Below are 13,609 nucleotides of genomic sequence, written 5' to 3' on the forward strand. Positions count from 1 at the left end.
TTTTGGGAAGGTTGGTCGGGGGGAGAGCCCTTGCAGGCTCCGCTGTCGCGTTAGGCGGTCAGCTTTGCGCAGGCTTCCGCGATGCGCTGCAGGGCAGTGATCAATTCCTGTTCGCCAGTGGCGTAGGAAATGCGGAAATAGGGCGAAAGGCCGAAGGCCGAGCCCGGCACCACCGCCACATGCGCCTGTTCCAGCAGGTAGTCGGTGAAGTCGGCGTCGGTTTCGATCGCTTTCCCGGCCGGCGTGCGCTTGCCGAGGACGCCGGCGCAGCTGGCGAAGGTGTAGAATGCGCCTTCGGGCGTGCGGCAGGTGAGCCCGTCGATGGCGTTCAGCCTGGCGACGACCATGTCGCGACGCTTGCGGAAGCTTTCCTGCCGGCCGGTCAGAAAATCCTGCGGCCCGTTCAGCGCCTCGACCGCCGCAGCCTGCCCGATGGAAGAGGGGCAGGAGGTCGCCTGGCTCTGGATCACGGCCATGGCCTTGATCAGGGTTTTGGGGCCGCCGGCATAGCCGATGCGCCAGCCGGTCATGGCATAGGCCTTGGACACGCCGTTGATGGTGAGCGTGCGGTCCTTCAGGCGCGGTTCAAGTGCCGCCGGCGTGACGAAACGAAAACCGTCATAGACGATGTGCTCATACATGTCGTCGACCATCAGCCAGACATGGCGGTGCTTCAGCAGCACATCGAGCAGCGGGCGATAGTCCGCTTCGCTGTATGCCGCGCCCGAGGGGTTCGACGGTGAATTGAGCAGCACCCAGCGGGTTTTGGCGGTAATGGCCTGTTCGAGCTGGTCAGCCCGCAGCCGGAACCCGTTTTCCTCGTCGCAGGGGATCAGCACCGGCACGCCGCCGCAGATCTCCACGATGTCGGAATAGGAGGTCCAGTACGGTGTCGGGATGATCACCTCGTCGCCGGCATCGATGGTGGCCATGAAGGCGTTGAACAGGATCTGCTTGGCGCCGGTGGCGACAGTCACCTCGTCGAGCGCGTAATCGACGCCGTTTTCGCGGCGGAATTTCTCCGCCACGGCCTTTTTCAGCTCCGGCGTGCCGTCGAGGCCGGTATATTTCGTGTCGCCGCGGTCTATGGCCGCTTTCGCGGCCTGCTTGACGTTATCTGGCGTGTCGAAATCGGGCTCGCCGGCGCCGAGGATGATGACGGGCAGGCCTTCTCGCTTCATGGCAGCGGCGCGGGCGCCGATCTGCAGGATTTTGGAAACGCCGACCGAGGCGATCCGCGAGGCGGGCCGGAAGCCCGCCTCCCCAATGTCAGACCTTGCGTTCATGGTGGCTTACTCGATGTCGAAGGACACGCCCTGCGCCAGCGGCAGGGCCTTGGAGTAGTTCACCGTGTTGGTGGCGCGGCGCATGTAGGCCTTCCAGGCGTCGGAACCGCTTTCGCGTCCGCCGCCGGTTTCCTTCTCGCCGCCGAACGCGCCGCCGATTTCAGCGCCGGAGGTGCCGATATTGACGTTGGCGATGCCGCAGTCGGAGCCATCGGCACCAAGGAAGCGCTCGGCTTCCTGCACGTTGAGCGTGAAGATCGACGAGGACAGGCCGGCAGCAACCGCGTTGTGATCAGCCAGAACGGCGTCGAAGTCGGAATATTTCATGACGTAGAGGATCGGCACGAAGGTTTCTTCCAGAACCGGGCCGGCCTGCTTCGGCATTTCGACGATTGCGGGCTTCACGTAATAGGCGGTGTCCTTGCCGGCTTCGCGAACGCGTTCGCCGCCGGTCACGGTGCCGCCCTCGGCCTTGGCCGCCGCCAGCGCCTTTTCCATGGCCTCAAAGGCCTGCTTGTCGACCAGCGGGCCGACGAGGGCCGAGGTTTCCAGCGGATTGCCGACGGAAACGCTGGTGTAGGCCTTCTTCAGGCGCGGAACGAGCTGGTCATAGACGCTTTCATGGACGAACAGGCGGCGCAGCGTGGTGCAGCGCTGGCCGGCGGTGCCCATGGCGCCGAAGGCAATGGCGCGCAGCGCCATGTCGAGATCGGCCGAGGGGCAGACGATGCCGGCATTGTTGCCGCCGAGTTCGAGGATCGAGCGGGCGAAACGCTTGGCAAGGCGCGGACCCACTTCACGGCCCATGCGGGTCGAGCCGGTGGCCGAAACAAGCGCCACTTTTGCATTGTCGACCAGCGCTTCGCCGATGGTGCGGTCGCCGATCAGCACGGTGCTGAGATTGGCGGGGGCATCGCCGAAGCGGGCCATCGCGCGCTCAAGGATCGCCTGACAGGCAAGTGCGGTCAGCGGTGTCTTTTCGGAAGGCTTCCAGACGATGGAGTCGCCGGCGACCAGCGCAAGGGCCGCATTCCACGACCACACGGCAACGGGGAAGTTGAAGGCCGAGATGATGCCGACGACGCCCAGCGGGTGCCATGTTTCCATCATGCGGTGGCCGGGACGCTCGGTGGCGATGGTCAGGCCGTAGAGCTGGCGCGACAGACCAACGGCGAAATCGCAGATGTCGATCATTTCCTGCACTTCGCCGAGGCCTTCGGAGGTGATCTTGCCGGCCTCGATGGAGACGAGACGGCCGAGATCGGCCTTGGCGGCGCGCAGTTCTTCACCCAGAAGACGCACCAGCTCGCCGCGGCGCGGAGCCGGCACCAGACGCCATGCCCTGAAGGCTTCATGCGCGGCATCGATGGCGGTTGCGGCCTCTGCTGCCGAAACGGTTTTCAGCGCGCCGATCTGCTCGCCGCTGACCGGGCTGAAGGAAACCATGTTGCCGCCTTCCCATGCCGCGCGGGCAACGCCCAGCTTGTCGAGAATGGTTGCGGTTTCCTGTTTGACGTCGACTGTCATGATGCGATCTCCGTTGTCGTGACTGGTCAGAAAATTGCGGCCCCGAGGGGACCCGGCGAAATGTTGGCCTTGAGCGCGGCGGCAAGCCTGCGCACCCCGGCCGGCGTATAGCGGTCGTAAACCGCCTGGTTCTTGCGGCCAACAGCGTGTTCGGCGCTGAAACTGCCGTCAAACTCCTCCACGGCGACGCGGAACACGAATTCCCGCAGCGCCGGCTCGAAAGCGGGGTCGGCAAGGCGCGGATCGTCCTTTGCCACCACCAGATTGAAATGCACGCCGCCATCGCCGATATGGCCGAAATCGCAGATGGTGATGCCGGTATAGTGCTGCGGCAGTTCCTGCTTCATATAGGCGAGGAAGCGCATCACGTCACCGCGCCGGAACGACAGATCGAAGGCTATCAACCGCCCCGCGTGGCGCACGCCTTCGGAAAGCGCGTGGCGAAGCGCCCACATTTCATGAGTGGGGCCGACGAAAGCGTCTTCCAGCAAGCCGTCTTCGCCTTCCCAGATCAGGCCCAGCACATCCTCAAGCACCGATTGCAGTCCCTGTTCGCCCTCGCGCGGCGCATTGGTGCGCGAGATTTCGGCCAAGATGACGAAATCGGGCACGACGCCGGCCTGAAACGGATTGCGCAGCGACGGCACATGGTCGAGCGCGGCAGCGACCGCATGGCCCGACATGCCCTCGAAAGCGGAAAGGCCGTCGCCCAGCGCATCCTCCATGGCCAGCAGCAGGGCCGGAACATGGGCGGGCGATGAGGGAACCAGCAGCGCGGTCGCCGACTGGCGCGGCAGGGGCTCCACATTCAGCACGCATTCGGTGATCACGCCGAAGCTGCCGGAGGTGCCGATGAAAAGCTGCTTCCAGTCGATGCCGGTGTTGTTCTTGCGCAGGCCGCTGCACAGATCGAGCACCGTGCCCCGTTCATCGGCCAGCACCACCTTGAGGCCCAGCGTGTTGCGGCGCACATCGCCGTAGCGCAGGAAGCGAGAGCCGCCGGTGTTGGTGGCGATCATGCCACCGAGACGCGGATCGGCGCCCAGATCAATGGGAAAGAACAGGCCTTCGTCTTCCAGCCTGCCGTTGAGATCGGAGAGACGAAGGCCCGCGCCGGCATGAACGGTGCGGTTCACCCGGTCCAGCTCGCAGATGCCGGTCAGCCGGTCGAGGCTGAGAATGCCCTGCGTGCCGGTGCCGTCCGGCGTCGAGCCGGAAACGAGGCCGGTATTGCCCGATTGCGCAACCAGCGGCAGACCATGGCGCACGCAATGGGAAACGACCGCCGAAACCTCCTGCGTGGTGGCGGGGCGGGCAACGAAAGCGGCGCGCCCGTGATCGTAGCGCGCCCCGGTCTCATAAGCCGACATGTCATCGCAACCGCTCAGAAGCCCCTTTGGCCCAAGAATCTTCCGCAGTGCGCCGATATGATCTTCACTGATCATGAAAAGCCTTATTCCGCCGCCTGCGCCAGAGTGACCACGGCAAGGCAGTTCTCGATGGAAGCCCGCTCGATTTCAGCATAATGGGCGAATTCGTCCAGCACGGAAGCGCCGAGATCGCGCTCGAACATGATCTGGTTGGGGCTGGCGGTAAACTCCTGCGCGGCATCGTCACCCAGATTGGACTGGAAAATGCCGGCCGCGCTGACGGGCAGGAAATCCTCGTAGACGATGGGGTCGAACTGCATCAGGCCTTGCGCGATCGCCGTTTCCAGATCGACCCCCATGGTGGCGCCCGCGGCGGCGGCCTTGCCGCTTTCGGTCAGGCTGTAGCGGAAATAGCCGAGCCCCGCCGCGCGGATGCCGTTCCAGTCGTCGGGGAAAGCCGTGAACACATCGGCGAGCGCTGCCTCATACTCGGCCGCGTTGGAGCCATCGGCGGCCGGACGAACCCGGGCGCGGGTGTCGTTCAGCAGCTTGTCGTAGAGCGCGCGGCCCTTTGGCGTCAGCGCCACGCCGCGCTGCTCGATCTCGCCGAAACGGGCGGTGTGGGAACCGGCCTGCCATGTCCCATCCGCGCCCCTGAAGGAAACCGCCTCTTCGAGCGCCTTGAACGAGGTCTGGCGCAGCAGGATCGGGCAGGCGCGGGTAGGGGGGCCTTCCACCACGGCTTTCGGCGCGATGCCATGCTCGGGCATCAGCTTCTGAACCCGGTCGATGTCGAGCGTGCGCGGGGTGAGGTGGTTGATGTGCGGGCCACGGAACGAGACCACGTCGGCGATCAGCCGATGGGCGTCATGCAGGCGCCTGTACATGCCGGCATCGACGATGGCCTTGTCGTGCCAGCGGAAGGTTTCCAGCACTTCCGCGACGAAACGCGCAGCGTCCTCGCGGCCGAGCCCGCCATTGCGCTCGGCCTTTTCGATCAGCGCCACCGCGCCTTCGGTGAAGATGTTGCGGCCGGACAGAACCTTCGCCGCTTCAGTGCGCAGCGTCTCGTCGGCGATGAGATCGAGCCGCAGCAGCGAGGTGAAAACGCGGAAGGGATTGCGCTTCAGGCTGGCGTCCCCGACCGGACGAAAGGCGGTGGAGTGCACCGGAACGCCGGCCGTCGACAGATCGTAATAGCCGACCGGAACCATGCCCATGACCGCGAAGGCGCGGCGCATCATGGCAAGCTCATGGCGAGTGCCGAGACGGATCGCACCATGGCGCTCCTCGGAAATGCGCTCCAGAGAATCCGTCGCCGTCAGCCGCTGTTTCAGCTGCGGATCGTTGCCGAGCGTCTCCTCATTGACCTTTCCCACCAGCGTCATCAGCGTGCCATAGGCGGGCACCTCGTCGCGATACATGGCCGACATGGCTGCGGAGAAGGCGGAGCGGATGTCGTCGGGGGAGACCAGATGCGCGTTCATGGCGGTGCAAAATCCAGGCTGAGACTATCAATCATGCAGTTTTCAGATCATATTGCAGCCGAACCAACCGTTCCAATGACTGTTCGAACTGTTTTGATGCGATAGCGGAATGAACGCCAGCCGTACACTGATGCCGGACCTGATCGTGCTGCAGTCGTTCGAGGCCGCCGCCCGCCATGGAAATTTCACCAAGGCGGCGGCGGAGCTGAGCCTGACGCAGAGCGCCGTGAGCCGGCAGATCAAGCTGCTGGAAGACCAGCTCGGCGTTGCCCTGTTCGAGCGGATCCGCAAGCGGGTGGTGCTGACGGCGGCGGGCCACCAGTTGCAGCCGGAAGTGCGCCAGCTGCTGCAGCAGGCCGAGCACATGATGCTGCGCGCCAGAGCAGCATCGGCCGGAAAGGTGCTGACGGTCGCCACCCTGCCGACCTTCGGAAGCCGCTGGCTGATGCCGCGCCTGCCCGATTTCATGGACAGGAACCCCGGCGTGATCGTGGACGTGGCCTCGCGCTCGCAGCCCTTCGACCTCACCGCGGAAAGTTTCGATCTGGCGATCCATTACGGCCAGCCGATCTGGGCGCATGCGAGCTGCACCTATCTGTGCAGCGAAATGATCTATCCGGTGGCGAGCCCGGCGCTGATCGGCAGGGCCGGCCTTGCCGAGGTCGGCGATATCATCGGCCAGCCGCTCCTGCACCTCGCCACACGCCCGAAACTGTGGTCGGAATGGTGCCAGCGCAACGGGCTCAGCGACGAGGTGGCCTACAGGGGCAGCCGCTTCGACCAGTTCAGCATGATCATCGAAGGCGCGCTGGCCGGCATGGGGGTTGCGCTGCTGCCGAAATATCTGATCGAAGGCGAGCTTGCGAGCGGCACGCTGCGGCTTTTGGACGACGCCCCGATGCCGACCGACAACAGCTATTATGTCGTTCTGCCCGACGGCAAGCGCAACAGCACATGGGGCCAGCTGTTTCAGGAATGGCTGCTGACGCAGGTCGCCGGCGGGCTGAGCTGAAGTGTTTTTTCCGGTTCCGACATGGAGCAGCAGGCGCTCTGACGTGCGTTGCCGCAGCTATGGAGTTGTTTTCCGGACCGCCTTCATGCGCGTCAGACGATTCCGCCTGACTGCAGAACGTGCCCAAATGGGCGGCGATTGTCGCGGCCATCGTTGCATGGGCCACCCCAGGAACGGGCCGCTCCATGGCCCGCAGTTCGCCCGCCATATCGGGTGCCGGCTTGTTTCCGAACAAGGGTGCCTGCGGCTGGCCGCGAGAATTTTCCGCGTGGTTTCCGGGAACGGCATTTGTATCCGGGAAGCCGGATATCTGTCGCGACGCGACAAGAGGGCGTTTTCTCCTTCGGCTGGGGGAGGGGCCTGCGGGAAACCCGTTGATTGCAGGACCGGGCTTTCAGGCAGGTGGTTTCGTCTGCGCCTGCGTTGACGTCAGCGGCATCCCCGTGCGGGATGCGAACCATCAGTCTGCAAATCCCTCCACACCATCCGCGCCTGTGCGGGGATTGCGAAATGGCGGCCGGTGCTTCCAATTCCGGTGCAACTGCCGATGCACACGGCGAGGAAGTTCTGCCGAAACCGCCTTAAAGCCCCGCCGCCTTGGTGAGGTTGATGCGGAAACGGTCGCGGCGGCGCTGATATTTGCGGGTCATCTCGGCGGAGGCGTGGCCAAGCTGCTTTTGCAGATGCCGCTCTTCGGCCTCGGCCGACGAGGCGAGGCCTGCTCTGAGGGAGTGTCCGGCGAACAGGGCAGGGCGGTCCTTTTCGGAGAGATCGCCGCGAACCCCGGCGGCAAGTGCGGCGCGCTTGACCAGACGGGCCACCTCCTGATCGTTGAGACGGCCGGGGCCGACCTTCCTGCCCTGTCCGGTGACCCGGCGAAACAGGGGGCCGTGGGCGATGCGGGCGAGGTTCAGCCAGGTCTGCAGGGCAACGACGGGACAGGTGGCATCGGCGGAACCGCGTCCGATCTCGACCTCGCGCCAGCCGGTCTTGCCGCGCAGGGTAATGAGCAGTCCGCCGTCCAGCACCTCGATCCAGCCGCGCCCGTCCTCGGTCTGGTCGCGGCCGCAGTCGAGCCCGACGATCTCGGAACGGCGCAGGGCGCCCGCGAAGCCAAGCAGCAGCATGGCCCGGTCGCGCAGGCCGCGCAGCGTGCCGCGATCGAGCGTTTCCAGCATGGCGATCAGATCCTCCGGCAGGATCGCTTCCTTCTGGCGGGGAGGGGCGGCGTGGCGGTTGCGGATGCCGGCCATGACTGTGGCGATGTGGCGGTCCTTGCGGTCGAGGATCAGGCCGCGCTGCGAATAGTTCCATGCCAGAGCCGACAGGCGCCGCTCGATGGTGGAAACGGCATGCGGCTTTTTGGCCGCCGCGCGTCTGGCCGGCCGGCCGGGCGCGTCATCTGCGGTTCCCGCGGCCAGGGCGGTGACGTAGAGGCCGACGATCTGCGGATCGGGCGGCATGGAGGCAAGTCCCTGACGCCGGCACCAGCTGGTAAAATGCGCCCAGTCGGCGGCGTACGCCCGGCGCGTATTGGGCGAGGCGGCGGCATCGACATAATGACGCGCCCGCTCGGCAAGGTTTTGCAGATGCGCGGGCAGCGCGGCCCCGGCACCCTGCGTTTCCGGCACGGAAGCTGTGCCGGCCTGCTGCTGCCCGGCTTGATCGGGGCTATCATGTTCCAAATCGGCATGACCCGGACCGGTCTCACCCAGTCCGGCCCCACCCAGACCGGCGCGCCCCGGACTCGCCCCACCAAGACTGTTCCCACTCGGGCTGTCCCCACCCAGACGGGCCCGATCCTGCCCTGAATGGTCGACCGCCTGCTCCTGCTGCCGGTTTTCTGCTGCCGTGCTCGCCTGCTGCCCGGAAACGCCGTCTGCCGCGTCGTCGTCGTGCATTGCGGCAGCATTCCGCGCCCTATCCTGCTCCTGTTCGGCGGCCGCGCCCTCTTCAGCCGCGTTTTCCGCGCCGGACCCCATGGTGCGGACCAGATCGACGATGTCGGGCAGATCGGTGTCAGGCATTGCGATTTGAACTCCATGACGTGGCGAAAAGGCGAATCCGTCCCGCCAACACTGTTTCCTGCGTCGCGCTGAGGCTGGCAAGCCCGCATTGTCGTGCTTTTGCCCGCCGGGAATGCCGGTTTGGGCATTGTGCAGCACAACGAACGATAAGGCAACATTATCGGGCTTCATAGGGAAAATACGTGTTGTGCGTTTATAGTGGTATAAACTCATGAAACCGTTTGCACGACGGCCGGTGTCTGCCTGAAACCTTGCTGATGGAGAAAGGCCGGCCTGCCGGATTCGCGCCCGCCATCAGAACCTCGCCATCGCGAGATGGGTGGCAATTTGCGTCTGTCGCCTCGAAATCCGGTGCGGCCATGAAAGCGAGCATTTCCCTCCGTGCTGACGGCGGTCTGCATGCCGGAAAGGCACGATGCGGGCCGGAACGGCCAAGGTGGCGCACCGGGCGTTTTGGATCGGCACCCCGGCGCGGCAAATGAGCTGACGGTTCTTGCCGCGCCGGCAGGCGTGGAAATGGATTGGTCAAACTGCCCTTCCGGCCGGTCTTCGGGATGCTTGTCGCGCTGGCGGGCGTGGAGAATAGGGCTGGCGCTATGTGAGGTGCCTCACGCCGGCCGCTGGCGACGCAGCCACGCCGCCTTCGCGGATCCCCGACAGGCCGGTGCCGCCTGCTGGCCGAAAGTGGTGCCGCTGGTGCAAGGTGGAACCGCCGCCAATGACGGTCGCGGCGCTTGGCTTCGGCGTATCAATCCGGCTCGGGGGTTGCCGATCGCGTCGCGGGGCCTATCCTTGAAGCCATGCATGATGAGACCTTATCGTTGCACGGGCATGGCCGGTCGTCCTGCTCCCTTCCGGAAGATGCCTTTGGCCTCGCGCTCTTTCTGGACATAGACGGCACGCTTCTCGACATCGCGCAGACGCCCGAAGCGGTCGTGGTGCCTCCCGGCCTGCCCGAAAGCCTGAAGCGGCTGGCGGAGCGGCTGGAGGGGGCGCTGGCGCTGATCACCGGCAGGTCGATCGGCACCGTCGACGCGCTTTTTAGGCTTCCCGCAACGGCGGTCAGCGGGCTGCATGGCGCCGAATGGCGCGGCGCGGACGGGCGCACCGCGACCATCGCGACAACCGAAGCTTTCGAGCTTGCACGCCGGCATCTGCGTCGGCAGACGGCCGACATGCCCGGCGTCGTCTTCGAGGACAAGGGCGCTGCGATCGCCGCCCATTATCGCCTTGCCCCGGAGCGGGAAGCGCAGGTGCGCGAGCTGATGGAAGCCATCGCCGGTCCCGTCGTGGATGGATGGGAGCTTCAGGAGGGAAAGCAGGTCGTCGAGCTGCGCCCCCGCGGGCGCGACAAGGGCGATGCGCTGGTTTTCTTCATGAGTGAAACTCCCTTTCGCGGCCGCCGGCCCGTGGCCGTCGGCGACGACGTGACCGACGAGGCGATGTTCGCCGCCGCCAACCGGCTGGACGGCCTGTCCGTGCGGGTGGGCCTCGACGGCAGGCAAAGTCTCGCGCGGGGTCGCGTGCGCGCACCCTCGGACGTCCGCGACTGGCTTGCGAGGATATCGGCATGAACCAGCCTCTGTTTGCGCCCTCCCTCGATCTCGGGGTGATCGGCAATTCGAGCAGCGCCGCGCTCATCGACCGCAACGGTTCCATCGTATGGATGTGCGCGCCGCGCATGGATGGCGATCCCGTCTTCTGCAGCCTGCTGGGGGAGGGGCCGGACAAGCCCCCCGGCGATGGCGGGCGCTGGTCGATAAGCCTGAGGAACGTGGCCACAAGCGAGCAGCGCTATCTGCGCAACACGGCCATTCTGGAAACGGTGCTGACCGACCATGACGGCAACCGGCTGCGCATCACCGATTTCGCGCCGCGCTTCAAGGCGAACGGCCGCATCTTCCGCCCGCAGACGATCGTGCGGCTGGTCGAGCCGGTGGAGGGCGCGCCGCGCATTCAGGTGGACCTGCGCCCGCGCCACGGCTACGGCGCGCAGGAGCCGGAAACGACGCGCGGCACCAATCATATCCGCTTCCTGCTCGGCGGGCAGGTGCTGCGGATGACCACCGACGCGCCGGTGGAGTTCGTCGAGCGCCGAACGCCGTTTCTGCTCGACCGGCCCTGCGCCTTCATCCTCGGCCCGGACGAGCGGCTGACGCAGGCGCCCCTGCATACCGCCCGCGCCTTTCTGGAGGAAACGGAGAACTACTGGCGCGAATGGGTGCGCTATCTGTCGCTGCCGATCGACTTTCAGGACGTGGTGATCCGCTCCGCCATCACCCTCAAGCTGTGCTCGCATGAGGAGACTGGCGGCATCGTCGCCGCGCTGACCACCTCCATCCCCGAGTACGGCCAGAGCGGGCGCACATGGGACTACCGCTTCTGCTGGCTGCGCGACTCCTACTTCACCGTCAAGGCACTCAACCTTCTGGGGGCAACGAAGACGATGGAGGACTATCTCGGCTATGTGTCGAACATCGCCGCCGACTCGCCCGACGGCTATCTGCAGCCGCTTTTCGGCCTCGGTCTGGAGCGTCTTCTCGACGAGAGGATCGTGGGCGACCTGCCCGGCTATCGCGGCTACGGCCCGGTGCGCAGCGGCAATGCGGCCTATACGCAGGTGCAGAACGACGGTTACGGCTCGGTGATCCTGTCGATCATGCAGTGCTTCTTCGACGAGCGCCTGCCGGTGATGGGCGGCGAGGCGCTGTTCGGCCGGCTGGAGCCGCTCGGCGATCAGGCCTTCGCGCGCTGGGACCAGTCGGACGCCGGCATCTGGGAGTTCCGCACCCGCAACGGCGTCCACACTCATTCCGCCATGATGTGCTGGGCGGCCTGCGACCGCCTGGCGCGCATCGCCGTGAAGCTTGGCCTCGACAGCCGCGCTGCGCACTGGTGCCAGCGCGCCGACATCATCCGCGCCGGCATACTGGAGCGCGCCTGGAACGAGGGCATGAAGAGCTTCGTCTCCTCCTTCGGCGGCGCCGACCTCGACGCCAGCCTGCTGCTGATGCCGGAGATCGGTTTCCTGCCGGCGCAGGACCCGCGCTTTCTGTCCACGCTCGCCGCCTGCGAGGCGCATCTGCGCTTCGGCAACCATCTCTACCGCTATCGCGCCCCGGACGATTTCGGCGAGCCGGAAACGGCATTCACCGCCTGCACCTTCTGGCTGATCGATGCGCTGACGCGCGTCGGCCGCAAGGAGGACGCGCGCGCCATCTTCGCCGACGTGCTGAAGCACAGGAACCATCTCGGCCTTCTCTCGGAAGGGCTGCATGTCGAGAGCGGTGAACTGTGGGGCAACTTCCCGCAGACCTATTCCATGGTGGGCCTGATCAATGCGGCGATGCACCTGTCGCGCCGCTGGGAGGATGTATTGTGAGCCGGCTGATCGTCGTATCGAACCGCGTGCCCGACATCGGCAAGGGCCCGCCTCCGGGCGGGCTGGCCGTCGCGCTCAAGGCCGCGCTCGAAAAGCGCGGCGGCATCTGGATGGGCTGGTCGGGCAAGTCGAGCGGATCGAAGGAGCCCGGCCCGCTGCATGTGGAGGATCGGGGCGGCATCACCTTCGCGCTTTCGGACCTGTCGCGGCGCGACCTGTCCGAATATTATGCGGGCTTCGCCAACAGCGTGCTGTGGCCGCTGTGCCATTACAGGCTCGACCTCACCGACTATGCCCGCAAGGATATGGCCGGCTATTTCCGCGTCAACCGCTTCTTCGCGGAACGGCTGCGGCCGCTGATCCGGCCGGACGACATCATCTGGGTGCATGACTACCACCTGATCCCGCTGGCCTCGGAGCTGCGCCGGCTCGGCGTGGAAAACCGCATGGGCTTTTTCATGCACATTCCATGGCCGTCGCCCGACGTGTTCCTCACGCTGCCCGTTCACGAGGCGATCATCGGAGGGCTGACCGCCTATGACGTGGTGGGCTTCCAGACGAAGCACGACGCGACAAATTTCGCGTCCGGGCTGGAGCGCGAGGGCATCGGCGGCGATGCCGGCGATGGCTGGATGGAGGCCTATGGCCGCCGCTTCCGCGCCGGCACCTTTCCGATCAGCATCGCCACGCGCGAATTCGCCGAACTGGCGCGCCGGGCCGTGCGCACGGCCGCCGTGCGCCGCTTCGCCGACAGCCTCGAAGGGCGCGACCTGATCATCGGCGTCGACCGCCTCGACTATTCGAAGGGCCTGACCCACCGCATCGACGGCTACGAAAAATTCCTCGCCGCCAATCCGGCTTGGCACGGCCGCACCACCATGCTGCAGGTGACGCCGAAATCGCGCACTGAGGTACCGGGCTATGCCGCCATGCAGCGCGAGGTCGCCGAAAGCGCGGGGCGGGTGAACGGCGCGATCGGGCGGCTCGACTGGGTGCCGATCCGCTACGTCAACCGCGCCATCGACCAGAAGGTGCTTGCCGGGCTCTACCGGGTGGCGCGCGTGGGCATGGTCACGCCGCTGAGGGACGGCATGAACCTCGTGGCCAAGGAATTCGTCGCCGCGCAGGACCCGGAAGATCCCGGCGTGCTGGTGCTGTCGCGCTTCGCCGGCGCCGCGCAGGAACTTGATGGCGCAATCCTCGTCAATCCCTACGACATCGAGGCGGTCGGCAATGCTCTGGCCAAGGCACTCTCGATGCCGCTGGAGGAGCGGCGCGCGCGCTTCACGCCGATGATGCAGCAGCTGAGCGAACACGACATTTCCCGCTGGTGCTCGGACTTCCTCGACGTCTTGCGGGGCTGAGCCGGCTGATGTTTGCGCAATCGCGGACGCTGAACCGCTTCGCATTTTGCCGGAAATGCCCCTACCGCGACAGCCGGCCTTCGTCGTCGATCAGGGTGAGCCGGCAGGGTGCGGCGTCGCCCCAGCGCCAGAGGACCAGATTGAGGTCGTCATC

General features: G+C 65.9%; 9 protein-coding genes and 1 pseudogene. 4 read left to right on the forward strand and 6 right to left on the reverse strand.

Annotated elements, in window-relative coordinates:
• Positions 1 to 50: 50 nt before the first annotated feature.
• The 4 genes from HNR59_RS17080 to hglS are packed head-to-tail and all read right to left on the reverse strand — an operon-like array spanning position 51 to position 5,670.
• Entirely contained in the window at positions 51 to 1,286 is a 1,236-nt protein-coding gene (locus HNR59_RS17080) for a pyridoxal phosphate-dependent aminotransferase (RefSeq protein WP_183832234.1), read from the reverse strand.
• A gap of 6 nt (positions 1,287 to 1,292) precedes the next feature.
• Positions 1,293 to 2,813 (reverse strand): L-piperidine-6-carboxylate dehydrogenase, encoded by a 1,521-nt coding sequence (gene amaB / locus HNR59_RS17085; protein WP_183832235.1) that lies wholly within the window; start codon positions 2,811 to 2,813, stop codon positions 1,293 to 1,295.
• 26 nt (positions 2,814 to 2,839) lie between these two features.
• A complete protein-coding gene (locus HNR59_RS17090; RefSeq protein WP_183832236.1) occupies positions 2,840 to 4,258 on the reverse strand; it encodes an FAD-binding oxidoreductase in 1,419 nt (472 codons plus the stop codon).
• Positions 4,259 to 4,266: 8 nt separating this feature from the next.
• The gene (gene hglS / locus HNR59_RS17095; protein ID WP_183832237.1) at positions 4,267 to 5,670 is read right to left on the reverse strand and encodes a 2-oxoadipate dioxygenase/decarboxylase HglS; all 1,404 of its coding nucleotides are present in this window, start codon (positions 5,668 to 5,670) and stop codon (positions 4,267 to 4,269) included.
• 109 nt (positions 5,671 to 5,779) lie between these two features.
• On the opposite strand from hglS, the gene HNR59_RS17100 reads away from it, so the two are divergent.
• Positions 5,780 to 6,682, forward strand: a complete 903-nt coding sequence (locus tag HNR59_RS17100) for a LysR family transcriptional regulator (RefSeq protein ID WP_183832238.1) — start codon at positions 5,780 to 5,782, stop codon at positions 6,680 to 6,682.
• A gap of 581 nt (positions 6,683 to 7,263) precedes the next feature.
• Here the strand turns inward: HNR59_RS17100 and HNR59_RS17105 are convergent.
• Entirely contained in the window at positions 7,264 to 8,397 is a 1,134-nt protein-coding gene (locus HNR59_RS17105) for a site-specific integrase (RefSeq protein WP_425488671.1), read from the reverse strand.
• Positions 8,398 to 9,530: 1,133 nt separating this feature from the next.
• On the opposite strand from HNR59_RS17105, the gene otsB reads away from it, so the two are divergent.
• The 3 genes from otsB to otsA are packed head-to-tail and all read left to right on the forward strand — an operon-like array spanning position 9,531 to position 13,455.
• Positions 9,531 to 10,283 carry a trehalose-phosphatase gene (gene otsB, locus HNR59_RS17110; protein WP_246374783.1) on the forward strand — a complete coding sequence of 251 codons (753 nt, stop codon included), beginning with the start codon at positions 9,531 to 9,533 and terminating at the stop codon, positions 10,281 to 10,283.
• Positions 10,280 to 12,091: a glycoside hydrolase family 15 protein gene (locus tag HNR59_RS17115; protein WP_183832239.1), complete on the forward strand. Its 1,812-nt coding sequence runs from the start codon at positions 10,280 to 10,282 to the stop codon at positions 12,089 to 12,091. The genes otsB and HNR59_RS17115 overlap by 4 nt, the downstream gene beginning before the upstream one ends.
• Positions 12,088 to 13,455 (forward strand): alpha,alpha-trehalose-phosphate synthase (UDP-forming), encoded by a 1,368-nt coding sequence (gene otsA / locus HNR59_RS17120; RefSeq protein WP_183832240.1) that lies wholly within the window; start codon positions 12,088 to 12,090, stop codon positions 13,453 to 13,455. The genes HNR59_RS17115 and otsA overlap by 4 nt, the downstream gene beginning before the upstream one ends.
• Positions 13,456 to 13,516: 61 nt before the next feature.
• Here the strand turns inward: otsA and HNR59_RS20820 are convergent.
• A pseudogene (locus tag HNR59_RS20820) lies at positions 13,517 to 13,609 on the reverse strand (RES family NAD+ phosphorylase); the annotation flags it as partial.

Source organism: Aquamicrobium lusatiense (assembly GCF_014201615.1).
GTDB classification, from domain to species: Bacteria; Pseudomonadota; Alphaproteobacteria; order Rhizobiales; family Rhizobiaceae; genus Mesorhizobium; species Mesorhizobium lusatiense.